This is a genomic window from Vibrio splendidus (genome assembly GCF_002873455.1).
Taxonomy (GTDB): Bacteria; Pseudomonadota; Gammaproteobacteria; order Enterobacterales; family Vibrionaceae; genus Vibrio; species Vibrio splendidus_J.
Map to the genome: position 1 here is coordinate 1 of NZ_MCUN01000024.1, position 24,724 is coordinate 24,724.

The 24,724-nt window shown below is 45.2% G+C and carries 27 protein-coding genes; 8 read left to right on the top strand and 19 right to left on the bottom strand.

Features of this window, described 5'->3' with window-relative positions; translation table 11 throughout:
* The 9 genes from BCU75_RS17715 to fkpA all read right to left on the bottom strand — a co-directional run.
* On the bottom strand, nt 1-192 hold a 192-nt coding region (locus tag BCU75_RS17715), incomplete at its 3' end, for a GTP-binding protein (protein ID WP_241905392.1).
* A gap of 146 nt (nt 193-338) precedes the next feature.
* Nucleotides 339-2,435 carry an elongation factor G gene (fusA, locus tag BCU75_RS17720; protein WP_102474620.1) on the bottom strand — a complete coding sequence of 699 codons (2,097 nt, stop codon included), beginning with the start codon at nt 2,433-2,435 and terminating at the stop codon, nt 339-341.
* Nucleotides 2,436-2,601: 166 nt separating this feature from the next.
* Nucleotides 2,602-3,072 (bottom strand): 30S ribosomal protein S7, encoded by a 471-nt coding sequence (rpsG, locus tag BCU75_RS17725; protein ID WP_017073678.1) that lies wholly within the window; start codon nt 3,070-3,072, stop codon nt 2,602-2,604.
* Between the two features lie 103 nt (nt 3,073-3,175).
* Entirely contained in the window at nt 3,176-3,550 is a 375-nt protein-coding gene (gene rpsL, locus BCU75_RS17730; RefSeq protein ID WP_012604917.1) for a 30S ribosomal protein S12, read from the bottom strand.
* Between the two features lie 181 nt (nt 3,551-3,731).
* Nucleotides 3,732-4,007, bottom strand: a complete 276-nt coding sequence (gene tusB / locus BCU75_RS17735; RefSeq protein ID WP_102474621.1) for a sulfurtransferase complex subunit TusB — start codon at nt 4,005-4,007, stop codon at nt 3,732-3,734.
* 8 nt (nt 4,008-4,015) lie between these two features.
* Nucleotides 4,016-4,372: a sulfurtransferase complex subunit TusC gene (tusC, locus tag BCU75_RS17740; RefSeq protein WP_102474622.1), complete on the bottom strand. Its 357-nt coding sequence runs from the start codon at nt 4,370-4,372 to the stop codon at nt 4,016-4,018.
* Nucleotides 4,369-4,758 carry a sulfurtransferase complex subunit TusD gene (gene tusD, locus BCU75_RS17745; RefSeq protein WP_102474623.1) on the bottom strand — a complete coding sequence of 130 codons (390 nt, stop codon included), beginning with the start codon at nt 4,756-4,758 and terminating at the stop codon, nt 4,369-4,371. Before tusD ends, tusC begins: the two co-directional genes overlap by 4 nt.
* Complete coding sequence (locus BCU75_RS17750) at nt 4,752-5,477, bottom strand: helix-turn-helix transcriptional regulator (protein WP_004729851.1); 726 nt, start codon at nt 5,475-5,477, stop codon at nt 4,752-4,754. The genes tusD and BCU75_RS17750 overlap by 7 nt, the downstream gene beginning before the upstream one ends.
* Before the next feature lie 205 nt (nt 5,478-5,682).
* Nucleotides 5,683-6,459 (bottom strand): FKBP-type peptidyl-prolyl cis-trans isomerase, encoded by a 777-nt coding sequence (gene fkpA, locus BCU75_RS17755; RefSeq protein WP_004729852.1) that lies wholly within the window; start codon nt 6,457-6,459, stop codon nt 5,683-5,685.
* 131 nt (nt 6,460-6,590) lie between these two features.
* On the opposite strand from fkpA, the gene BCU75_RS17760 reads away from it, so the two are divergent.
* Together BCU75_RS17760 and BCU75_RS17765 are read left to right on the top strand one after the other, a co-directional pair.
* A complete protein-coding gene (locus BCU75_RS17760; RefSeq protein WP_102474624.1) occupies nt 6,591-7,568 on the top strand; it encodes a WD40 repeat domain-containing protein in 978 nt (325 codons plus the stop codon).
* A gap of 5 nt (nt 7,569-7,573) precedes the next feature.
* A complete protein-coding gene (locus tag BCU75_RS17765; RefSeq protein WP_009848930.1) occupies nt 7,574-7,801 on the top strand; it encodes a SlyX family protein in 228 nt (75 codons plus the stop codon).
* A gap of 196 nt (nt 7,802-7,997) precedes the next feature.
* On the opposite strand, the gene BCU75_RS17770 is transcribed toward BCU75_RS17765, so the two are convergent.
* The 5 genes from BCU75_RS17770 to kefG all read right to left on the bottom strand — a co-directional run bounded on the left by BCU75_RS17770 (nt 7,998) and on the right by kefG (nt 12,583).
* A complete protein-coding gene (locus BCU75_RS17770; RefSeq protein WP_102474625.1) occupies nt 7,998-8,963 on the bottom strand; it encodes an isoaspartyl peptidase/L-asparaginase family protein in 966 nt (321 codons plus the stop codon).
* 235 nt (nt 8,964-9,198) lie between these two features.
* On the bottom strand, nt 9,199-9,783 hold the full coding sequence (gene slyD, locus BCU75_RS17775; protein ID WP_102474626.1) for a peptidylprolyl isomerase: 585 nt from the start codon (nt 9,781-9,783) through the stop codon (nt 9,199-9,201).
* Nucleotides 9,784-9,877: 94 nt separating this feature from the next.
* The gene (locus BCU75_RS17780; protein WP_086048637.1) at nt 9,878-10,078 is read right to left on the bottom strand and encodes a YheV family putative zinc ribbon protein; all 201 of its coding nucleotides are present in this window, start codon (nt 10,076-10,078) and stop codon (nt 9,878-9,880) included.
* Between the two features lie 137 nt (nt 10,079-10,215).
* Entirely contained in the window at nt 10,216-12,012 is a 1,797-nt protein-coding gene (gene kefB, locus BCU75_RS17785; protein ID WP_065104116.1) for a glutathione-regulated potassium-efflux system protein KefB, read from the bottom strand.
* Nucleotides 11,999-12,583 carry a glutathione-regulated potassium-efflux system ancillary protein KefG gene (gene kefG, locus BCU75_RS17790; protein WP_076675395.1) on the bottom strand — a complete coding sequence of 195 codons (585 nt, stop codon included), beginning with the start codon at nt 12,581-12,583 and terminating at the stop codon, nt 11,999-12,001. Before kefG ends, kefB begins: the two co-directional genes overlap by 14 nt.
* 174 nt (nt 12,584-12,757) lie before the next feature.
* Here kefG and BCU75_RS17795 point away from each other — a divergent pair, with 174 nt between their 5' ends.
* The 6 genes from BCU75_RS17795 (at nt 12,758) to crp (ending at nt 18,574) form a co-directional block, all read left to right on the top strand.
* The gene (locus BCU75_RS17795) at nt 12,758-14,680 is read left to right on the top strand and encodes an ABC transporter ATP-binding protein (protein WP_102474627.1); all 1,923 of its coding nucleotides are present in this window, start codon (nt 12,758-12,760) and stop codon (nt 14,678-14,680) included.
* On the top strand, nt 14,677-15,147 hold the full coding sequence (locus BCU75_RS17800) for a TIGR02444 family protein (protein WP_102474628.1): 471 nt from the start codon (nt 14,677-14,679) through the stop codon (nt 15,145-15,147). Before BCU75_RS17795 ends, BCU75_RS17800 begins: the two co-directional genes overlap by 4 nt.
* Nucleotides 15,148-15,418: 271 nt before the next feature.
* Nucleotides 15,419-16,441: a hydrolase gene (locus BCU75_RS17805; protein WP_076675404.1), complete on the top strand. Its 1,023-nt coding sequence runs from the start codon at nt 15,419-15,421 to the stop codon at nt 16,439-16,441.
* A gap of 101 nt (nt 16,442-16,542) precedes the next feature.
* The gene (locus BCU75_RS17810) at nt 16,543-16,755 is read left to right on the top strand and encodes a YheU family protein (RefSeq protein WP_004729649.1); all 213 of its coding nucleotides are present in this window, start codon (nt 16,543-16,545) and stop codon (nt 16,753-16,755) included.
* 77 nt (nt 16,756-16,832) lie between these two features.
* Entirely contained in the window at nt 16,833-17,702 is an 870-nt protein-coding gene (locus BCU75_RS17815) for a phosphoribulokinase (protein WP_004729650.1), read from the top strand.
* A 239-nt stretch (nt 17,703-17,941) separates the two neighbouring features.
* Nucleotides 17,942-18,574 (top strand): cAMP-activated global transcriptional regulator CRP, encoded by a 633-nt coding sequence (gene crp / locus BCU75_RS17820; RefSeq protein WP_004729651.1) that lies wholly within the window; start codon nt 17,942-17,944, stop codon nt 18,572-18,574.
* Nucleotides 18,575-18,719: 145 nt separating this feature from the next.
* Here crp and BCU75_RS17825 read toward each other — a convergent pair whose 3' ends face one another.
* The 5 genes from BCU75_RS17825 to BCU75_RS17845 all read right to left on the bottom strand — a co-directional run bounded on the left by BCU75_RS17825 (nt 18,720) and on the right by BCU75_RS17845 (nt 24,671).
* The gene (locus BCU75_RS17825) at nt 18,720-19,511 is read right to left on the bottom strand and encodes a DUF1338 domain-containing protein (RefSeq protein ID WP_102474629.1); all 792 of its coding nucleotides are present in this window, start codon (nt 19,509-19,511) and stop codon (nt 18,720-18,722) included.
* A gap of 280 nt (nt 19,512-19,791) precedes the next feature.
* Nucleotides 19,792-21,249: a succinylglutamate-semialdehyde dehydrogenase gene (gene astD / locus BCU75_RS17830; protein WP_102474630.1), complete on the bottom strand. Its 1,458-nt coding sequence runs from the start codon at nt 21,247-21,249 to the stop codon at nt 19,792-19,794.
* 39 nt (nt 21,250-21,288) lie between these two features.
* Nucleotides 21,289-22,308: an arginine N-succinyltransferase gene (gene astA / locus BCU75_RS17835; protein WP_102465060.1), complete on the bottom strand. Its 1,020-nt coding sequence runs from the start codon at nt 22,306-22,308 to the stop codon at nt 21,289-21,291.
* A gap of 107 nt (nt 22,309-22,415) precedes the next feature.
* Nucleotides 22,416-23,627 (bottom strand): aspartate aminotransferase family protein, encoded by a 1,212-nt coding sequence (locus tag BCU75_RS17840; RefSeq protein ID WP_012604934.1) that lies wholly within the window; start codon nt 23,625-23,627, stop codon nt 22,416-22,418.
* 465 nt (nt 23,628-24,092) lie between these two features.
* Nucleotides 24,093-24,671 carry an aminodeoxychorismate/anthranilate synthase component II gene (locus BCU75_RS17845; RefSeq protein ID WP_102465058.1) on the bottom strand — a complete coding sequence of 193 codons (579 nt, stop codon included), beginning with the start codon at nt 24,669-24,671 and terminating at the stop codon, nt 24,093-24,095.
* Between the last annotated feature and the right edge of the window lie 53 nt (nt 24,672-24,724).

The window sequence follows — 24,724 nt, forward strand, 5'->3', positions numbered from 1 at the left end:
TGCGATTGTGATACCGCGCTCGCGCTCTTCTGGAGCGTTATCGATAGATGCGAAATCTTTAGCAACACCGCCGTACACTTTTGCAAGTGTAGTACAGATAGCAGCAGTTAGAGTTGTTTTACCGTGGTCAACGTGGCCGATAGTACCAACGTTTACGTGCGGTTTCGTACGTTCAAATTTTTCTTTAGACACAATCGTGTTCCTTCCTAGTTATGATTCGCCACGTTCATTATTGAGCGAGACGCGCCAGAAATTGCTATTTTATGCGCCAACTCTCGTTAGCGCAATATTTGGACGCATTGATCTTTCAAAAAATGAAAAAAATGCGTCCCTTTTGTTTAACCACGCTCTGCAATGATTGCTTTTGCAACATTGTTAGGCACTTCAGCGTACTCACTAAACTCCATAGAGTAAGAAGCACGACCTTGTGTCGCAGAACGTAAATCAGTTGCGTAACCGAACATGACAGACAACGGAACTTGTGCACGAATTATCTTCAGGCCAGCTGTCCCCTCGTCCATACCTTCGATGATGCCGCGACGACGGTTAATATCGCCAACAACGTCACCCATCCAGTCTTCTGGAGTAGTTACTTCAACTTTCATCATAGGCTCAAGCAGTACAGGTTGCGCTTCAATTGCACCTGTTCTGAAAGCCATAGAGGCAGCGATTGTAAACGCCATCTCACTTGAATCTGTTTCATGGTAAGAACCATCATATAGTGTAGCTTTGATATCCAAAACTGGATAGCCAGCAAGTACACCATTGTTCATCTGCTCTTCAACGCCTTTAGCGACAGAGGTAATAAATTCTTTTGGTACAATACCATTGGCAATTTCATCTACGAAGACAAAGCCTTCGCCAACTTCTGATGGTTCAAGTTTCAGCCACACGTGACCGTACTGTCCTTTACCACCATGTTCACGGATAAATTTACCTTCCGCTTTCGCTGTACCACGAATAGTCTCACGGTAAGCTACTTGCGGGTTACCAACGTTGCAGTTCACGCTAAATTCACGCTTCATACGGTCAACGATGATATCTAAGTGTAGTTCGCCCATACCAGAAATCAGTGTCTGGCCAGTTTCCGCATCCATATCAACGCGGAATGATGGGTCTTCTGCTGCTAACTTACCTAGAGCAATAGTCATTTTATCTTGATCAGCTTGAGAGCGAGGCTCTACAACGATCTGAATAACTGGATCTGGGAATTCCATACGCTCAAGAACGATTTTATGGTTCTGGTCACATAGAGTTTCACCAGTAGTAACATCTTTAAGGCCGATAATGGCTGCGATGTCACCTGCTCGTACTTCTTTTACTTCTTCACGTTTATTTGAGTGCATTTGAACAATGCGACCTAAACGTTCACGTTGTTTCTTCACAGAGTTGTAAGCTGTTTTACCGCTTTCAACAACTCCAGAGTAAACACGGATGAAAGTTAAAGTACCAACAAATGGGTCTGTTGCAATTTTAAATGCTAGCGCTGAGAACGGTTCTTTGTCGTCCGCGTGACGCTCAATTTCATTCTCTTCGTCATCGATACCTTTAATGGCAGGTACATCGACTGGAGAAGGAAGGAAATCAACCACTGCATCTAGAACAGCTTGTACACCTTTGTTTTTGAAGGCACTACCACAAGTGGCAAGTACGATTTCATTATTGAGGGTACGAATACGAAGACCTTGTTTGATTTCAGCTTCTGACAACTCACCTTCTTCAAGGTACTTATCCATCAGCTCTTCATTTGCTTCCGCAGCAGCTTCAACAAGTTCAGTACGATATTCTTCAGCCATTTCTTGCATATCGGCAGGAATATCTTCGTACGAGAAAGTCATGCCTTGGTCAGCGTCGTTCCAGTTAATTGCCTTCATCTTGATAAGATCGACAACGCCTTGGAAGTTTTCTTCAGCACCAATGTTCAGTTGAATGGGAACAGGAGTTGCGCCTAGGCGATCCTTGATCTGTTCAACTACGCGTAGGAAGTCTGCGCCTGTACGGTCCATTTTGTTAACGAAAACCATACGTGGGACTTGGTACTTATCAGCTTGACGCCATACTGTCTCTGACTGAGGTTCAACACCAGATGAGCCACAGAACACAACAACTGCACCATCAAGTACACGTAGAGAACGTTCTACTTCAATTGTGAAGTCAACGTGTCCAGGAGTGTCGATGATGTTGATACGGTGGTCCGAGAACTGAGCTTCCATACCACGCCAAAACGTAGTCGTTGCTGCTGAAGTGATCGTAATACCGCGCTCTTGCTCTTGCTCCATCCAATCCATGGTTGCTGCACCATCGTGAACTTCGCCGATTTTGTGAGAAAGACCGGTATAGAACAGAATACGTTCACTTGTGGTTGTTTTACCTGCATCTACGTGAGCAACGATACCGATATTACGGTATTGCTCTATAGGAGTTTTACGAGCCACGGTTGAATCCTCTTATTAGAGACTTAGGGACTATTGCTATGTCTAGATTACGCGTTAAAAGCGACGCTTCGCTCAAAAGTGCTTGCCCTAGAAATAGCAATAGTTCCTAGCATAAGCATAGGAACTAAAGAAGTGCAGCAAGGAACCTTGCTGCACTAAAAAGGTATTACCAGCGGTAATGTGCGAACGCTTTGTTTGCGTCAGCCATGCGGTGAACGTCTTCACGTTTCTTAACCGCAGTACCTTTGTTCTCAGACGCGTCTAGCATTTCAGCAGCTAGGCGTTGAGCCATAGATTTTTCACCACGCTTACGCGCAGCTTCAACTACCCAACGCATAGCAAGAGCGTTACGGCGAACCGGACGAACTTCTACAGGTACTTGGTAAGTTGAACCACCCACACGGCGAGATTTAACTTCTACCGCTGGGCGAACATTTTCAAGAGCTTCTTCAAATACAGCTAAGTGATCTTTACCAGATTTCTCAGCCATAGTTTCTAGTGCAGTGTAAACAATCTTCTCTGCAGTAGATTTTTTTCCGTCAACCATAAGGATGTTAACGAATTTTGCCAGCAGTTCAGATTTGAACTTAGGATCTGGAAGGATCTTACGCTGGCCTATTACGCGACGACGTGGCATGGAATTTCTCCGTTGTCTTCTTCAGGTTTTTTCCAAAACTTTTCAGAATAATAAATAAATAGTGTTTGGCCTTACTTAACGCTTTCTTTTTAAAAAAGACGCATTAAGACTTAGGACGTTTCACACCATACTTAGAACGACCTTTCTTACGGTCGTTAACGCCTGCACAGTCAAGTGCACCGCGAACAGTGTGGTAACGCACACCTGGTAAATCTTTAACACGACCACCACGGATAAGAACAACACTGTGTTCTTGAAGGTTATGACCTTCGCCGCCGATGTATGAAGTAACTTCAAAGCCGTTAGTTAGACGAACACGACATACTTTACGTAGTGCTGAGTTCGGTTTTTTTGGAGTAGTAGTATATACGCGAGTACATACACCACGTTTTTGTGGGCACGCTTCTAGTGCAGGCACGTTGCTTTTAACAACCTGCTTTACACGAGGAGTACGTACCAACTGGTTAATAGTTGCCATTAACTAGCTCCTGATTTACTTGAAAGTAAGCTTGATGAAAAATCTAGCCCTATTACACATAGTGTAAATAGGGACGCAAAATTCTATTCAGCAGTGGGATGTGTGTCAAGAAATATACAGATCTTTTTTAGCCGTCTAGAGCTCAGGATGGTCTTTTTTTAACCATGCTGATAAAATACAGCTACCAAGTTACTGATTTAGCGTTCAAAACCGTCAGTTTGACGAATCCATCGAAGTCCACTTGATTCAGAGTGCTTGAAGCAAGTTGTTGTAAACCTCGGCTATCGAGATCTGTTTTTAATACCGACACATGATCAACGGTTGAGATTTGATTGAATAACTCATGATTTGGAAGGCAAACATACACCGCATCTTCAACCAAAAGGATGTGATCCTGTTGTTGCGAGTACGCCAATGCAAGCTTGAGTTTATCTACTGATTTTACAATATGAAGCATAACGTTCCCTAGAAAGTCAGTATTTTTTGGCTCTGAGCTAACTTCTGCGTCAACTCACTCACTTCTAGCGCAGTCACATCGATCAACAAGTTATCTGTTGAGAGGCCGAACTGATTGAGGCTATGTTGACACACGTAAACCTGTTCTACGTCGTAGAGGTCCATGAGCTTGAATGCAGAAATATAGTCACGTGATAGGGATTCATCTGGCTGTTGAGCCTTGAGAAGCTGTGTAACGCCACCACCGACAAAGAATACGGTAATGTCTTCACTATAGGCTGAAGCCGCTAGCAGTGCGTCTAGCCCTTCCCTACCCGCAGCCGTCGTATGAGGAAAAGTGTTAAATACAAAGGCCAATTTGCTCAAAACTGCACAACCCTATCTTGCGTTAAAAGTGCTTCAGATAAGCTCCCTAAGCCAGCTTGGGTAAACCCAGCCGCCAAGTTAGAGGCACTCAATTGATGTTGTGTGGCTTCGTCCGTACTGATCACTCCGCGTCTAAGCGCAGCAGCCACACATGTCTCTAGGCTAACATTGTGCTCATACGCCAGTTTTTGCCAAGCGGAAGCCAAGTCAAATTCATCATTAGCAGGCACCGTAATGCCGGAGCCATTGCTGACACCGTCTTGATAGAAGAACACACTGTGGAGTTTGTGGCCCTGTTTCAATAGAGCCACGGCAAACTGATAAGCACTTCTTGCGGATTGTGAGCCGTAAACGGGCCCATTAACTAGGAGTGTGTAGCTTAACAACCCTCTTCATCCTCTGTTTTGCGTTGACGGATGTATAAGTAAACGGTGTGCTTAGAGATATTCAATCGCTCAGCTACACGGTTAATCGCGTCTTTAATATCGAAAATACCTTTGTCGTAAAGCTCCATCACGATTTGACGGTTCTTAGTATTGTTCGATACTGATTTGTCTGCATTGATTTCTTCAATAGTACGCTCAACCGTTTGGTCAACAAGCTCTTCAACATCGCTCGCAAAGTTTACAGATGATGCTGCTTCGTCTGCGTCTTGCGTAGGCATGAAAGATTGCAGAACTTGTGAGAATGGCGCATCTAAGTTTACGTTAATACACAACAAACCAATCACTCGGTCTTCACCATTGCGGATAGCAACCGTGATCGACTTCATCAATACTCCGCCTTTAGCGCGAGTAAAGTATGAACGTGAGAAGTTACGCTTAGAACCTTCAATATCTTTCAGCATCTTCAATGCAAGATCGGTGATCGGCGAACCAACCTGACGACCTGTATTCTCGCCGTTGGCAATTTTAATCGCAGAAGTATTGAGGTCTTCTAAAGAGTGTAAAACGATTTCACAAAACGGGCCGATAAGACTCGCAATACCGTCAACCACGGCTTCATAAGATCTTAGAATGATTTTATCGTGTTCACTGAATGGCATGACGTGGACTGATTCCATTTCAAGTAACACATCTGCATTGACTGTTTCTGTAGTAGTCACTTATTCCTTACCTTCGTGTGAAAAATCAACAAATTTATGTAAGTTTATCAGAAAATTTTAATTGCACACCTAGCTAACATTGCAACTAGTGATTTAGAACAAGTTTAAAAATCAAATACTCACCTTCAAATCATAAAAAAAGCCTAACTCAAAGTTAGGCTTTTTATTCAATCAACGTATTTTAGTAAGAAGCTTTTAACCGATATTACTGAGCAGGAGCCGCTTCAGCGTTATCAATTTTTAGTAGTTCAACTTCGAATACTAGCGTTGAGTTAGCAGGGATGGTCGGTGTGTCTTGCTCACCGTATGCTAGCTCTGGCGGGATAACGAACTTGTACTTAGAACCAACTTGCATAAGTTGTACGCCTTCAGTCCAGCCTGGGATTACGCGGTTTAGTGGGAATGTTGCTGGTTCGCCACGATCGTAAGAGCTGTCGAACTGAGTACCGTCTGTTAGCGTACCTTTATAGTGTACTTGAACGGTATCAGTGTCTTTTGGAGAAGCACCTTCACCTGCAGTCATTACTTGGTAAAGTAGGCCTGATTCAGTTTGCTTTACGCCTTCAGTTTTAGCGAACTCAGCTCGGAAGTCATCACCAGCTTTCTTCACTTCTGCTGATTTCTCTGCCGCTTGTGCTTGCATTGTTTCAGCAACACGCTTGTCCAGAGCTTCAAGAGCTGCACGAGTTTCTTCTTCGTTAAGTGCTGTTTTCTCTGCGAATACGTCTTCGATACCTTGAAGAACCATATCTTTGTCTAGGTTAATGCCTAGCTCGCTTGGCTTATCAATGCTTGTGCTTAGGTAGTTCGCGAAAGATACACCGATTGCGTATGCCGCTTTGTCATCTTCTGTTTTAAAGTTTACTGCTGCAACTTTAGCTTCTTCTACCTGTGGAGCTTCTGCCTTTGGTTCTTCTTTCTGACAACCAACTGCTAGCATAACCGTTGCGGCAAGCAGTGATACTTTTAAAACTGATTTCATTGAATTCTCCAATTAATGGCCAAGCCATTGGTTATTGTGCACAAATCTAATGATTAGATTGGTGTGAATACGTTAGTTATAACAATATACTAGTCATATGTCTTTCGACACAAACCGGATTATTAGATGTGATGCGAATATTTTTCCACTCATTGCTATGTACGATTGTCATCACCTTGTTAAATGGTTGCTTTTTCTTTCAAGATGATGAGCAACGTTGGGAAATTGAACCCAATGGCGCCACCAGCTTTGCCCTAAGCAGAGATGGACGGTTCGCCCTGCTCTACTCTCAGCAAAAACAACTGTTACTCTGGGATCTCGTCCAAGATAAAGAACTCGCTCAGCTTGGCCCACAAGATCAGTTAGAAAACCAAGTATCGCGGATTCGCATCTCTGACAATGGTCGCTTTGCCATTACCGCTAGCCAGATGAATTTCGCTGTTTGGGACTTATCTTGGACTCAAGCACAAGGACTATGGTCTATCTCCGATGGCTTGATTCGCGATGTCGACATATCCAGCAATGGTGAAAAAGTCTTACTTGGCCTGTCTAACGGCAAAGCAATCTATGTGGACTTAGTCACCGGACGCCGTCTTGAGTTCCTTGCTCACCGAGAAAAAGTTAATTCAGTCTCCCTCTCTTCTAATGGACGCTACGCATTATCGGGTGGTAACGACTACAAAGCTTACCTTTGGGATACCGAATCAGGCTTGGTGTTACGTACTTTCGAGCATGAACAAAGAGTAGTACGCGTTGCACTACAACGGGATGGAGAATTGGCTTTTACTTCCGATGGCGGCAACCAAGCGATGATTTGGGATCTAGAAACGGGTGAACCCCAAGCGCAATTGCAGAGTTGGTCTCGACAGCTGATATTCTCCAGTGCTCGCTTTTCTGACGACGGCAGTATGTTGGTGACAGGTACGCCATCAAGCCAAGTGAGCGTGTGGAATACTCAAGATGGAAAACGAATTTCTCGTCACGATGCTGAGCCATTAAAAGATGCTCGCCCTCCCCGTGCGGTAGTGTATGATGCAGCCTTTGATGAAAAGAACCGTGTGATATCGGGCACCTCTGCGGGCATCGCCCAAGCTTGGAATGTGGATTAAGAACGATGACAGAAAAGCGAGTTGAACAACTAGAAAGCCGCGTGAATGACCTAGAGTGTCAGCTAGCTTTCCAAGAACAAACCATTGAAGAACTCAATGAAGCGCTTAGCCAACAACAGATGTTGATCACGAGAATGCAAGATCAAATGAAGTTCGTGGTAGGCAAAGTGAAGAATATGGATGGCTCAAACCTCGCTGATGCATCAGAAGAGACGCCACCTCCACACTATTAAGCGCCGTTCAAAATGACAAATTGATTCTAGTGACACACATCGCTAGTCTCTCGCCCTCGATGTGTAAACACATGTCAGGACGGGACATAGAAAACTAAAAAGGGCGACAGATACTTATCTGTCGCCCTTTTGCTTATTTCATCGGAATAAACAAACTAAAGCCAATTAAGCTAAAGTCTATTAAGCCAATACAATCTTAGTCATCGGCGTAAATCTTCACTTCCACATAACCGTTAGTATCAACACTCGCACGATACATCCCTGAACTGTTCATACCGAAGTGAATATCACCTTGGCCATCAATAGCGATCAAACCGCCTTCTCCGCCCATGGTTTTCAATTCACCTTGAATGATCGTTTCACAAGCCGTGTGCACATCTTCTTTCAGATAACGCATTCGTGCTGCCACATCACTGGCAACCATTTTACGTAGGAAGAACTCGCCCATACCCGTTGTTGAAACGGCCACGTTACCATTCTCAGCCATGGTTCCCGCGCCGATGATCGGAGAATCTCCCACACGACCATATTTCTTATTGGTCACGCCACCGGTGCTGGTTGCTGCCGCTAAGTTACCGGCTTGGTCTAACGCCACCGCGCCAACTGTGCCGTACTTTTTATCGTCTGGATATTTCTGGGCTTGTTGTTCATCATATTTCGCTTCAGATAAAGCAAAGATACCTTTCTCTTTCATCGATTGAAGTTGGTCATAACGACGCTCAGTAAAGAAGTAATCTTGCTCGGTGAAGATATATTCATGCTCAAACGCAAACTTCTCTGCGCCTTCGCCAATCAGCAGTACGTGGTCGCTTTTAAGCATCACATCACGCGCAAGCTCAATTGGGTTTTTGATATGGCGGACACCTGCAATAGCACCCGCATCCATTTCACGACCGTGCATCACAGATGCATCCATCTCAACAAATTCATCATGAGTCAGAACCGAACCTTTACCGGCATTAAAATGCGGACTGTCTTCCATCACTTTAACCGATGCCACCACTGCATCCAACGCATCGCCACCCGATTGCAAAACTTGATAGCCAGCCAAAACCGACTTCTCCAAAGCCTCGGTAATACCCGTTTTTAATTCATCGCTCATTTGCTCTCGTAAGATGGTGCCTGCACCACCATGAATGGCAATTGAAAAAGGCTGTGACATGCGAACTCTCCACTGACGTCGTCTTATAATGTTGTGCTATCAATACCACATCCATGGTTTGATGTCTGATAGCGAAAACCAAACTTTTTACGAATACTAAGATTTGCGGGCACTTAGATTTGCAGACACTTAGTTCGCTAGATTAAAAGCCTGCTCAGAAAGCTCGGCTCTTAAACGAAGAAAGCCTCCACAAGGGAGGCTTTCAATATTCTTAAACTAAACCGTTAATTCGGTATTAGTGAGAACCACAGCTACCGCCGCCGCAGCAGCCGTCTTTTTTCTCTTCAGCGTGGTCATGGTCTTCGCCACCACAACAACCGCCTTCGTGGTCATGATCGTGGTCGCCACAGCCACCTTCTTGGTGTACGTGACCGTGTTGAACTTCTTCTTCAGTCGCTTCACGAACCGCTACAACTTCAACGTCAAACGTTAGCGTTTGGCCAGCTAGCATGTGGTTACCATCAACAACAACTTCGTCGCCATCTACTTCAGTCACTTCAACTGGGATTGGACCTTGGTCAGTATCCGCTAGGAAACGCATGCCAACTTCGATTTGTTCAACACCTTGGAATACGTCTGCAGGAACACGTTGAACTAGGTCATCGTTGTGCTCGCCGTATGCGTCTTCTGGAGTAACAGTTGCTGAGAACTTGTCGCCAGCTACTTTGCCTTCAAGCTCTTTTTCAAGACCTGTAATTAGGTTGTTGTGACCGTGAAGGTAATCTAGTGGAGCTTCTGCAGTTGATTGGTCAACTACTACGCCATCTTCAAGTTTCACTTGATATGCAACACTAACTACTACGTTCTTTTCAATTTTCATGAGAGCTCCAAGGAGGTTTGGACTAAGCTCGAACAGTTGAGCTTAGGAAAAATTCTGTACCGGGATATTATGGGGATCAATTAACGAAACTCAATCATTCTGGCTTAAAAATACCGATCATTTCTTGATTCGCGTGTTCAGATTTCTCTACAGTTTTCGGTTTACGCTGCTCTGTGAAGTCACAATCGACGCATTCCACCAGCTCGATATTATTTTCAACCCACCAGCGGAGTGTGTCTTGAGTCTTGCAGCTTGGGCAGCTCGCCCCAGCGATAAAGCGTTTTTTCTGTTTCACGTTCATATCCTTTACTACTCTGGATTCGCAGTTCTTCCCACATGCTCTATTAAAGACTAAGCAGAGACCGCGTTTATTATTAGATTGGTTCTTTTAGGTGCTTTTTCTTAAATCAAGCTATTAGTTTTTAACTCAGGCTACTGCCAATAGTTTCGAGATTGGTGATCGTTTTCCATCTCGTGTCCAAAGATCTCTTCAAGCTCTTTACGAGCCTCTTTCGCTCTTTGGGCTAACTCGGCATCTTCGTTATGCTGAGGGAGCAACTCTTTCAGCATACCATTATCCAACTTTCTAAAGTGTGCTTCTGCTCGCTTGGCTTTATATGGATGCATGCCAAGTTCAGTCAATGTTTGACGACCTAAATCCAGTGCTCCAAGGAAGGTTTCACGAGAGTAGTTACTCACACCGTGGTTAAGTAATTGATACGCTTCAACACGGCTTCGAGCTCGCGCTAAAATCTTCAACTGTGGGAAGTGCTGTTTACACAAATCGACAGTCTTCATGATTTCGTCAGGAGAATCGGTACACAACACAATGGCCTCTGCCTTATCAGCTCCCGCAGCTCGTAACAGCTCAAGGTGAGTTGAGTCACCATAAAATACCTTGTAGCCAAACTTCCTAAGGATGTGTATTTGACTAGCATCACTCTCAAGGACGGTGATACGAATCTTATTGGCATACATCAAACGACCAATGATCTGACCGAAACGACCAAAGCCCGCAATAATCACTCGAGGGCTGCGATCGACAACATCCGAAGACATCGCACTTTCACTAATTTGATTGAGTTGACGAGCAAAGAAGCGATCTTGCAGCTTGAGCATCAATGGTGTGGTCACCATAGAAAGGCTCACAACAACCAGTAAGAAAGACACTTGGTCACCACTCAAGATGCCTTGCGCGCTCGCTGCAGTAAAAATAACGAAAGCAAATTCACCACCTTGGCTGAGAATCATCGCCATTCGGCTACGCGCTTTGGCTTGAGTTCCGAAAATACGAGCCAGTGCATAAAGAACCAAACCTTTCAATACGACCAGAGATGACACAGCGATCAATATTGCAAATGGGCTTTCTGCCAGTAAACCTAAGTTCACCGCCATACCAACCGAAATGAAGAACAAACCGAGCAGTAACCCTTTGAATGGGTCAATGGCGATTTCAAGCTCATGTCGATATTCACTTTCAGCCAGAAGTACGCCAGCTAAAAAAGTACCGAGTGCCATCGACAGGCCAATCTGTTGCATGATGACGGCAATACCAATCACCAGTAACAAAGCTGCGACTGTGAACAACTCACGTACGCCACTCATCACTACGTATCGGAACAATGGCCTCAATAAGAAATGACCACCGACAAGCAAGCCAATGACACCACCTAGCATCCACAACATGTCAGCCCAACTGCCGCCCGTATTACCCGCAAGCAAAGGCAGCATCGCCAACATAGGGATTACTGCAATATCTTGGAAAAGTAATACAGCAAAGCCTGACTGCCCCGCTTCTTTACCACCGAGCTCTCGCTCTTCAATAACTCGTAAGGCGATGGCAGTAGAAGAGAGCGCTAAACCCATACCGATGACCAGACTGGTTTGCCAAGTTAAACCGAACAGACAGGCGATAGCGGTAATAATCAGGGTCGTAATCAACACTTGTGCGCCACCCAGCCCGAGAATAGGCGCTCTCATCTGCCACAGCTTTTTAGGATTAAGTTCTAAACCAATTAGAAAGAGGAGGAGTACCACCCCGAACTCGGAGAAATGCAGAATCGCTTCGACATCACTGATTAAACCAAGCCCCCAAGGGCCAATCGCCACACCAGCTAATAGATAGCCGAGAACTGAACCTAATCCAGCTCGCTGAGCGATAGGAACCGCAACCACAGCAGCCGCTAAAAATATAACGCTACTTTGTAGAAAATCATTAGTCAGAGCCATCATTCGCTCCTATATCTTGTAGCGGGTCTCGCAACCAATTTCGATACGCTTCTGCATGTTGGTAAAGCGTCATATCCGAAACATTTCTCGCCCAGTGTAAAACCAAAGGTGATATCCAATGCATCTGACACAAAGAAGCCGTTAGCTCGAAAGGTTGTAAGATCTCTTGTAATGGGTATTTATTATAGCCTGCAGCGCCAAACGCCTCTTCTTTACCACCAGTAGTAATAACGCTGCGCCAGTGTTTACCTTTAAGTACGCTCTGCTCACCAAACGCAAAACCCTTGCCTAACACGCGATCAAACCACTCCTTCAATAACGAAGGGCAGGAATACATAAACAGAGGGTGTTGAAACACGATCACGTCATATTCAAGGAGCAATGCATGCTCATAAGGCACATCAATGAAAAAGTCTGGGTAGATGGCGTAGAGATCGTGAATTTTGACATGACCGAGCGACTCGACCTTTTTAATCATCATCTGATTAGCAATAGAGGTGTGCGGCTCTGGGTGTGCGTAGATTATTAACACCTTTGGCATGGCTTTGTCTGTCGAGGGAGTATTACTCATTCCTTTGAAACATTCCTTTGAGGGCTAAACGGTGGCAAGGCCACAAGAATTTAAGCAAAAGTTATTAATATGTTATTGGCATCATAACGCAAATTGCATTGTGATCGACTTTTATCTGGTTTCAGCCTACTATGCAGGCGTCTGTTCACCTCTAATTTCTATGCTACTTCAATTATGATTACTTTCTCTGATATTCAATTGCTCCGCGGCGGTAAGCCACTCCTCGACCAAGCATCTGCGACTTTTCAACCTGGCGACAAGATCGGTTTGGTTGGTAAAAACGGCTGTGGTAAATCTACGCTATTCGCCCTAATTAAGGACGAACTGTCTATTGATGCTGGCTCATTCAGTAAACCTGCTCATTGGGAAATGGCTTGGGTTGCTCAAGAAACACCAGCATTAGAAAGAACAGCCATTGAATACGTGATTGATGGTGATCGTGAATACCGTGGCCTTGAAGATCACCTAGAGAAAGCGGAACAAGCCGACAACGGCACATTAGTAGCAGAGATCCACGGCAAGATTGAAACCATTGGTGGTTACAGCATCAAAGCAAGAGCTGCTGAGCTATTGGATGGCTTAGGCTTTCGCCAAGAACAAATGACATGGAACCTCACCCAGTTCTCGGGTGGTTGGCGTATGCGTTTGAACTTAGCACAAGCCCTACTGTGCCGCAGTGACCTACTGCTACTCGATGAGCCAACCAACCACTTGGATTTAGACGCAGTAATGTGGCTAGAACGCTGGTTACAAAACTACCCAGGTACACTCGTTCTTATCTCGCACGATAGAGACTTCTTAGATCCTATCGTCAACCGTATCGTGCATGTTGAAAACCAACAGCTCAACGAATACACCGGTAACTACTCATCGTTTGAAACTCAACGAGCTCAAAAGCTGATCCTGCAACAAGCAATGTTCCAAAAGCAGCAGAAACAAATGTCTCACATGCAGAGCTACATTGACCGTTTCCGTTACAAAGCTTCAAAGGCTCGCCAAGCGCAAAGCCGTATTAAAGCGCTAGAGAAAATGGAACAAGTGCTGCCCGCTCAGTTTGATAACCCATTTAGCTTTGAGTTTAGAGAGCCAGACGCGCTACCAAATCCAATCATGATGATGGACGAGGTATCAGCGGGCTATGATGACAATCTGATTCTAGAGAAGATTCGCCTAAATCTAGTACCCGGCAGCCGTATCGGTCTGCTTGGTCGAAATGGTGCCGGTAAATCCACGCTAATCAAGCTACTTTCAGGTGAACTGAAACAGCAAGGCGGTGAGCTGAGCTATTCGCAAGGCGTTAAGATGGGTTACTTCGCTCAGCATCAATTGGAGACGCTGCACCCAGAAGAAACGCCACTTCAGCACATGATGCAAATTGCGCCGAAACACACCGAGCAACAACTGCGTGACTACCTCGGTAGCTTTGGCTTCCAAGGTGAAAAAGCACTCGACAAGGTGGCGCCATTCTCGGGTGGTGAAAAAGCGCGCTTGGTATTAGCACTACTGGTATGGCAAAAACCAAACCTGTTGCTACTCGATGAACCAACCAACCACTTGGATCTCGACATGCGTCAGGCGTTGACCTTCGCCCTACAAACGTTTGAAGGCGCAATGGTTATCGTATCGCACGACCGTTACCTACTTCGTGCGACTACTGATGATTTATACCTTGTGCACGACCGTCAAGTTGCACCGTTTGATGGTGACCTAAGCGATTACTACAAGTGGCTAACCGAACAACAGAAAGTTGAGCGCAAAGAAGCACAAGCATTGGCACCAGCAAAAGACGGAGCCAACAGTGCAGCAGCGAAAAAAGAGCAGAAACGTAAAGAAGCAGAGTTCCGTAAACTGACGGCACCACTTCGTAAAAAGCTGACTCAATTCGAAAAGCAGATGGATAAGTTAACGCTATCTCTCGAAGAAGCTGAACAAGAATTATCCGACACTTCACTGTATGAAGCTGAAAATAAGGCTAAACTGAATAAAGTACTCGCTCTACAAGCGAGCAGTAAGTCACAGCTAGAAGAAGTTGAAATGGATTGGATGTCCACTCAAGAAGAACTTGAGCAGATGGAACAGGATATGGATAGCTTATGAGCCCAGAGCACGCCCCAATATCACTAACACTGGAACGACTATGGCAGTTTAGCCTTCAGTATTACAGTGTGCGCGGTGTAAAGGATGCGTGCTTAGCTTTGCAAAACCAGTTCCACGGCAACGTCAATCTACTGCTGCTTCTCAAATGGCTTGATGAGCAGCAATTGTCTTTTGCCGAAGAAGAGTGGCACAAGATACAACAGTGCTTAAGCCGCTCTGAAACCTTACTTCATAGTTATCGGGAGCTGCGTAAACACCTCAAAGCACACGTTGTCGATTCACTCTACCGTGAAGCCTTGCAGTTCGAATTACAACTAGAGAAACAACAACAATCTGATCTCGTCGACTGCATAAACTCTCTTCAGCTTTTCGCAAACCAACAAGCGCCTCTCGCTTTTCAATACTGTCGATTATTAGGGGCAGAAAACCTCTATGATGCTTTTTCTGAACCAGCCCCTCAGCCCTAAGGCATTCCCTTTTCCTTTTGTTAGATCAAGATCCAAGCTTATTGGGGACTATCGTTCTTCGTGTTCACGCGATGGTGGCTCGGATTATTAGCAATATATAGAGCTTAATCTCGATATTACTCAACCAGTTACCTATAACCTGTTTTGTAACCTGTATAAGTGAAACTCTTGCGCTTATGCCGAGAATCAACCAAGCTCAAATAAAAACGTGGGCGTTTCACTAAAAGCTCAACACTTTATCAAAGCCCATAAAAAAAGCATGGACTGTTTTATGACAATATTTACCGCAGCGGCTGGTCTCTCTAATCCGCACTTACAAACCTTAGTGCCACGATTTATTAGAAAGCAGGCGTTGTTTGATCCTCAATGGCAAACCTTAGAAACACCCGACGGTGACTTTCTCGATCTTGCTTGGAGCGAATCACCTGATGGTAACAGCACAAGTAGTCGCAACCTAAACAGTGATAACCTAAGCAAAGATAACCTGAGTAAAAAACCCATTTTCGTTTTGTTCCATGGTTTAGAGGGCAGCTTTGAGAGCCCTTATGCCAATGGATTAATGAATGCGTTTGCTAAAAACGGTTGGTTGTCCGTGATGATGCACTTCCGAGGCTGTAGCGGAAAACCGAATCGCTTAGCGCGTGCATACCATTCCGGTGAAGTCGAAGATGCGCGCTTTTTCCTAAGACATCTGCACGCGCAGTTCCCCAACAACCCCAAGGTTGCGGTTGGTATCTCTCTAGGTGGTAACATGCTGGCGAACTATTTGGCCGAATATGCGGACGACCCATTGCTGTCGGCGGCGACCATAGTATCGGCTCCTTTTGACTTAGCTTGTTGTTCTAGTCGCATTGAACGGGGCTTCTCCAAGCTATATAAGAAGTATCTACTTAACTCGCTAAAATCAAACGCGTTGAAAAAAGTTAACCTGTTACAGGAAAAGCTAGGTATCACCGCTGAAACCATTAAAAACATCACCAAGCTGTATGAGTTTGATGAACGAATTACTGCGCCTCTGCATGGGTTCAAAAATGCCCAAGATTATTATGCGCAATGTTCTGCACTGCCTAAGCTCAACAAGATTAAACTGCCGACTCAGATCATTCATGCCAAAGACGACCCTTTCATGACTGATGATGTGATTCCAAAGTTCGTTCTGCCTGATAACATCGATTATCGACTGTTTCAAAAAGGCGGACATGTTGGGTTTATTACTGGCAGCACACTCAAGCCTAGATTTTGGTTAGAAGAAGCGTTGCCGGCTTACTATGAAAGTATCCAAAATTCGGCATAATGACCGAGCCTAAGTAAGCAAGAATAGAAGCAAAAACATTACTAAGCACACCCGCTTCACATCAATGAACATATCCATGAACATAAAAGAGAGAAGTATTTATGATCATCCCATGGCAAGACATCGCACCAGAAACGCTAGAAAATCTCATTAAAGAGTTCGTGCTTCGTGAAGGCACAGACTACGGTGACGTAGAGGTTTCACTGCAAAACAAGATTGACCAAGTGAAACATCAATTAGCTTCAAAGGAAGTCAGCATCGTGTTTTCTGAGCTCCATGAAACCGTTGATATTCAAGTCACAAAACGCTTCTAGGCTGCGCTCATAAAGGAGCCGTGTTATAGTGGTAAACGATTGCTAACAAGTAAGTTACTCAAAAGACAAGGGTTGTCATGTCCGCTAAACATCCAATTATTGCGGTGACGGGTTCATCTGGAGCCGGCACCACCACCACCTCAGAAGCCTTCCGTAAAATGTTCAATATGATGGACGTGAAGGCTGCTTGGGTTGAAGGCGATAGTTTCCATCGTTTCACTCGACCAGAGATGGATGTCGAAATCCGTAAGGCTCGCGAGCAAGGTAAGCACATCAGCTACTTTGGTCCACAAGCCAACGATTTTGGCGCATTAGAAGAGTTCTTCCGTCAATACGGTAATGAAGGCACGGGTAAAGTCCGTAGTTACCTACATACCTTCGACGAAGCCGTGCCTTACAATCAAATGCCGGGCACCTTCACGCCATGGCAAGAGATCCCAGAAAATTCTGATGTGATGTTTTACGAAGGCCTACACGGCGGTGTGGTTGATGGCGACATCAATGTCTCTCAACACGTCGACTTACTGATCGGCATGGTGCCTATCGTAAACCTAGAGTGGATCCAAAAATTCGTTCGTGACACTCGTGATCGTGGACACTCACGCGAAGCAGTAATGGACTCAATTGTTCGCTCAATGGATGATTACCTTAACTACATTACTCCACAATTTTCGCGTACTCATATCAACTTTCAGCGAGTTCCAACCGTAGATACATCGAACCCACTCAACGCCAAAGGAATACCAAGCTTAGATGAAAGCTTCGTGGTTATACGTTTGCGTGGCATCAAAAACGTCGATTTCCCTTACCTTTTGGCTATGATTGATGGCTCATTTATGTCTCGTCATAACACGCTTGTGGTGCCAGGTGGCAAGATGAGTTTTGCTATGGAGCTCATTGTAAGGCCAATCCTACAACAACTCATCGAAACCGGAAAAATAGGTTAACAGATCATCATTCTGGTTGATTACTTTTCATACCGTGATCATGTGCACAATTTTGCGTAAAAAATCGTAGCTTGGTCACGATTAAAATCAAGAAATAGTACCTGAAAAAGGATACTATTCTTAAACGAAACACAAGATAGCTTGCAGCACTCAACAAGTGCACTTACCCTACAAGTCAATCCAGGCTTAGCTACAATACGGAAAGCGGCAAGCATACCCTGCAGAGGAAGTAAGATATTATGGTTCTAGGTAAACCCCAAACCGATCCAACATTAGAGTGGTTCCTTTCACACTGTCATATTCATAAGTACCCATCAAAAAGTACTTTGATTCATGCTGGTGAAAAGGCAGAAACCTTGTACTACATCGTTAAAGGTTCTGTGGCAGTTCTTATCAAAGACGAAGAAGGTAAGGAAATGATTCTTTCTTACCTAAACCAAGGTGACTTCATTGGTGAACTTGGCCTCTTCGAAGAAGACCAAGAGCGTACTGCATGGGTTCGTGCAAAATCTCCTTGTGAAGTAGCTGAAATTTCTTTCAAGAAATTCCGTCAACTTATCCAGGTGAACCCAGATATCCTTATGCGTCTTTCAGCGCAAATGGCAAACCGTCTACAAGTAACTAGCCAAAAGGTTGGTGACTTAGCGTTCCTTGACGTAACAGGTCGTATCGCTCAAACGCTACTAAACCTAGCGAAACAGCCAGATGCAATGACTCACCCTGACGGCATGCAAATCAAGATCACTCGTCAAGAGATCGGCCAAATTGTTGGTTGTTCTCGTGAAACAGTAGGTCGTATCTTGAAGATGCTTGAAGAGCAGAACCTAATTTCTGCACACGGTAAAACTATCGTGGTATACGGCACTCGTTAATCTCGATTAACTGAGCCAAAAATTAGAAAGCCACCAAATGCAAATTTGGTGGCTTTTTTGTTTTCTAGAGATCTAGAAAGCAGATACGAGAAAACTAAACGCCTAGTTAGGACTTAGTTCAACAAGATTAGTCTCTTGCCTCTTGCTACCCGTTGGTACTTTCGAAGATCTTATCAGCTGATGCTGCCACAAAACCTGTATAAAGCTCACCATTCGCCATCGCGTACCGCTTAGCAAACTCGTAGAAGCCTCCAGGAATCACCTCATTGCCTTCAATAAATGAAACTGGGACTTTATCTGCCATTGTAGATGATTGCTCTAACAGGACCTCTGGGGAGCCTTTAACTTGACCGCCAGATGCATTGATAGTGAAACCTGAATTACTCAAATAGTCATTCACAGCCTGTACTTCATCGAACTCATTTAGCTGGTTCACACTTACTGTAAAGTGGTTTGCACCGTAACCATGAGCCGCTAACCAAGACGCGTATTCACTCTCTTTCGCCAGCACTTGGAAATCAGCGAAGCTCAGATCCCAAAGACGACCACCAAATAGGAACTCATGACCTTGAAGCTTGCTTGCATCCACTTGCTCAACCAGCTTAGTAACGATGGCTTGTAGCTCACTTGAACACTCTTCTACCTTCAATTCACTAATGAACACTTTGGGTTGGTTTGGATCTGAATGCTCGTAGTGCTTAGCCACTAGCTTCTTGCTCTCAAACAAGTAATCGCCACACGCCTCATAACCCAACTCAAGGAAAGGCTTAGCTAGTGTTTCAATGCCCAAAGGGGCAACATTGAAAGTACGCAGTGCAATATGGTCATTGATCAGGGCTTCGTTTTCTTTCAGCAGATGTTGAACTTTCTCAGCTGATGGGCAAAGCCTGTGAATGTAATCGTCCCATAGAGATTTAAAGAGTAGATCGGGCGTCATGGTGACTCCTTGTCAGAGGTTCTAGCAAGCTAGTAATTTGGATTAGAAAGGGAGAGGCTGGACACAGAGTCAGCAGCCATCAGCCTGTGACATACTTGTTCTATTATTATGTACCGCCCAATCTAGGTGTCGGACGTGATGGAAAAAGGAAGCGATAACACCACTTCCCTATTTCAAACTTAACGAATGAGCCTGTACTTCATAAGCCTAAGTCAAAAAGCCTTTAGCTTATAAACCTATACTTCATAAACCTATGGTTCATAAATCTGTCGTTCAGAAACTAAAGCTCAATGCCCGGGCTAAATGTCGCTGGCAGTTGAGTTTCACCACCTTCCATTGATGCCATAGGGTAAGCACAGTAGTCAGCCGCATAGTAAGCACTTGGGCGCAGGTTGCCTGAAGCACCTGGGCCACCAAATGGTGCATCACCACTTGCGCCTGTTAGCTGGCGATTACGGTTAACAATACCCGCACGGACATGGTCAACGAAGTATTCCCACTCCGAATCGTCGGTTGAAACTAGGCCTGCAGACAAACCAAAGCGCGTGTCATTAGCCAATTCAACAGCTTGCTCTAGCGATTGGTAACGAACTACTTGCAGCAATGGGCCGAAGTACTCTTCATCTGGCAATTCAGCAATGTTGCTTGCATCGATAATACCCGGAGAAACAAACGCCGCTTCACCCGCTTTTGCTTCTACTAGGCTTACACCACCTAGCGATTGCAGATTAGCTTGTGCGTCCAGAATGAACTTAGCCGCCGCTTCAGAGATCTGTGGACCCATGAAAGGAGCTGGCTCAGCGAATGGCTGATCGACACGAATCTTCAAGGTAGCCGCAACGAGCTTATCAAGCAGTTGATCGCCCTTCTCTCCAACAGGAACATACAAGCGACGTGCACATGTACAACGTTGACCCGCACTGATGAAAGCCGATTGAATAATGGTATAAACCGTCGCGTCAGCATCACCAAATTGGTCACTGATCACCATCGGGTTATTGCCACCCATCTCTAGCGCCAGCATCTTGCCCGGTTGACCTGCGAATTGACGGTGAAGGATATGACCGGTATTCGCACTACCCGTGAATAGCACGCCATCAAGACCTTTAGCATCGGCTAGTGCGATACCTGTCTCTTTAGCGCCTTGCACTAGGTTGATCACGCCAGCAGGAAGGCCAGCTTCTTGCCATAGCTTCATCGCAAACTCACCTGTCCAAGGTGTCTGCTCTGACGGCTTAAATACCACGGTATTACCCGATAGCAGTGCTGGAACAATATGACCGTTAGGTAGGTGGCCTGGGAAGTTGTAAGGGCCAAATACCGCCATAACGCCTAATGGACGATGACGCAGTACGATTTGGTTACCTGCAGCTTCACGCGAAGCTTCACCCGTACGTTCGTGGTATGCACGAATAGAGATAGCGATTTTACCCGCCATTGCGCCCGCTTCAGTGCGAGTTTCCCAAATCGGTTTACCCGTCTCTTTTGCAATAATCTGTGCAATCTCTTCGCTGTTCTCTTTTACCTTCTCAGCAAAGTTCAACACGATCGCTTCACGCTCTGCAAAGCTCAATTTTTTCCAAACTAAGAAAGCATCACGCGCCGCTGCTACTGCAGATTCAACCTGTGCTGGTGTTGCACTATCGCCTTGCCACACGACTTCATTGTTGTATGGGCTTACTGATGTCATGGCGTCGCCTTGACCTGCCACCCACTGTCCTGCTATCCACTGAGTCATACTTCTATCCTTAAAATCTTCGACAGATAATCGCCGCTCTTATTGAGCCAACATGCGAACGAATTCGCCTTCTTTTACTTCAAGAGCGCTTGCTACTTCAGATGATAAAATCACTGTGTCGCTTGCTTGGTCATACGCACCTTTCGCAGCTACTGCGCGGAAGTTCTCAAACGAGGTATTACCAATTAGGAAGTCTTTAGAACTAGAGTGCTCTGCAATTTTCACTTGAGCACGAATCGCATTACGCACTGATTCAATGTTTCTTAGATCACACTCAACCGTTGGGCCTGCATCAAAGATGTCGACATAACCGCGGTTAGTGAAACCTTCACGTTCCAGCAACTTAAGTGCTGGGCGTGTATTATCATGTACCTCTCCAATCACCGCCTGAGCCTCTTTGCTCAGTAGGTTCACGTAGATAGGCAGCTTCGGCATTAGGTCAGCAATGAAGCCTTTCTTACCAATACCCGTTAGGTAATCGGCGAGCGTAAAATCAATTGAGAAGAAGTGCTCTTGCAGCCATTGCCAGAAAGGTGAGTTACCTTCCGCATCGGATACACCACGCATCTCAGCAAAAATCGTTTTCGAGAAACGCTCTGGGTGCTCAGACATGATCAGGAAGCGACACTTCGACATCAAACGACCATTCAATCCACCACGGAAAGCTGGGCGCAAGAACAGTGTGCAGATCTCACTGCATCCGGTGTAGTTGTTACCGAAAGTCAGCAACTTCACGACGTTATTCACGCCAAGCTTTTGCGATGAGTGAACCACTTTACTGATGTGGTAAGAGTAAAACGGTACGTCCCAGCCAATTGAGGCTTCGATGCCTGTCGTGCCTGCAACTTCTCCCGTTTCAGTGTCGAAGCCAACCATTAGGTAGCCTTCATCTCCGGGTTCAGTCACGTCTTGTTTAGCAAAGCTGTATTCAGAGTGAGTAATACGGTTGGTTAACAGTTCTTCGTTAACCGGAAGAGATGTGAATCCGTGACCAGATTCAACCGCGCAGGTATGCAGCGCATCGTAATCAGATAATTTTATTGGGCGAACAACTAGCATCAATATTCCCTCCAGATGCAAAACAGGCCCAAAACCAGAAGCTTGGGCCTTTAGCAGTACGTCATGGGATCGCTCTAATGGCGATCATACCTATGACGCCGCTCAGGCTAAACTAGCGTAGCGATTGCTTTGTCTAGTTTTGATAAACCTTCTTCAATTTCTTGTGTAGTAATAACCAGTGATGGTGTGAAACGAACTACGTTGGCACCCGCAACCAGTACCATCAAGCCTTGTTCGCCTGCTGCTACTAATACATCACGAGCACGACCTTGCCATGCTTCATTAAGCGCAGCGCCTAGCAATAGGCCTTTACCGCGAACTTCACTGAATATTTGGTATTTGTCGTTAATCTTAGCTAAACCATCACGGAATAGTGCTTCGCGTTCTTTCACGCCAGCCAACGTTTCAGGTTGGCTTACTACGTCAACAACCGCTTCAGCAACGGCACACGCTAGTGGGTTACCACCGTAAGTAGAACCGTGCGTACCGACTTTAAGGTGCGTCGCAAGTTCAGACGTTGTTAGCATTGCGCCGATTGGGAAACCGCCACCTAGTGATTTCGCTGTGCTTAGGATGTCAGGTGTCACACCTAGACCTTGGTAAGCGTAAAAATTACCCGTACGGCCATTACCTGTTTGCACTTCATCAAAAATAAGCAGCGCATTGTGTTTGTCACACAGTTCACGAACCGTGTTCACGAACTCAGATGTTGGAGAGATGATACCGCCCTCGCCTTGCAGAGGTTCCATCATGATTGCACAAGTGCGATCAGAGATGTGCGCTTCTAGCGCTGCAATATCGTTGTAAGGCAGGTGAGTTACATCGCCCGGTTTAGGACCGAAACCATCAGAGTAAGCTTCTTGACCACCGACCGTTACGGTAAAGAAAGTACGACCGTGGAAACCTTGTTTGAATGCAATGATTTCAGATTTCTCAGGACCGTGAACATCCGCTGCCCAACGACGAGCTAGCTTCAATGCTGCTTCATTCGCTTCTGCACCAGAGTTGGCAAAGAATACTTTTTCTGCAAAACATACGTCTGTTAACTTTTTCGCAAGACGCAATGCAGGTTCGTTGGTCATTACATTACTTAAATGCCAAATCTTGTTTGCTTGCTCAGTAACTGCGTTAACCATTGCTGGGTGACAGTGACCCAAACAGCTCACAGCGATACCACCAGCAAAGTCGATATACTCTCGACCTTGTTGGTCCCAAACGCGTGCGCCTTCCCCTTTTACCGGGATCATTTCCATTGGGTTATAACAAGGCACCATCACCTCATTAAACAGACTACGTTCTACTTTTTTTTCCACTGTCATCGTACATTCCTTTTCGATACCGCAAGCTTCGCAAATAAGCGTACTGGTTCATAAGTGAGACAAAGATATTTTCTCTCGCCATAATCCCGCTGCAGCATTATATTTACATTTAATTAACGTTTTCAATAGTAGATTATTCTTTAGCCATCCCTAACAACCAGCTAAACGTCACTACCTATGACTATTTATGCATCAATTAATCTGTTTTATGAAGCTTTTTTTACCTAAACGCATAACCAGTAATAGCAAAGCCTTACTGGCATTGCGGTATATAGGGTTCGAGACGAAATAAGGCGAATAATTTTGCATAGGCTAAAAACTTAGCCTGAAGAGAGAGAAATGTTATAAAAAGTGATCGGCGTCAGAGGAGTAAGAGACGCGTAGCGCCCGAATTTAAACGCTTAACGAATGGGCTAACAGGTTCAACTGGCTTATTTAGACACAGAAAGAGTCAAATTTAAACACTCAACGCGCTAAGAAGTTAGCGAGGAGCTGATGTCCTTGCTCTGTTTTAATCGACTCAGGGTGAAATTGTACGGCATCAATCGGCAAGGTTTTGTGTTGATAACCCATGATTTCATCCATACTGCCATCTTCAAATTCCGTCCAAGAGGTCAGTTCAAAGCAGTCAGGTAGCGTGCCATTTTTCACCACTAGAGAATGGTAACGTGTCACGGTTAGAGGGTTATTAAGCCCATGAAAAACGCTCTTGCCATTGTGGCGGATTGGAGAGGTTTTACCGTGCATCACTTGTCTGGCTCGAACCACTTCACCACCAAAGACTTGAGCAATGGCTTGATGACCAAGGCACACACCTAAGATCGGCAACTTACCCACGAAGTGTTCAATGACTTGCAGAGAGATTCCCGCATCATCGGGCGTACAAGGTCCCGGCGAGATAACAAGATGGCTAGGATTCAGCGCTTCAATACCCGCAATATCAATCTCATCGTTGCGAACAACTTTCACAGTGACCCCTAACTCACAGAAATACTGATACAAGTTATAGGTAAAAGAGTCGTAGTTATCGATGATAAGTAACATGGGTCGAAATCGTTTGCTAAATACTAAATAATTGGGGGATATAGGGGCGGTAT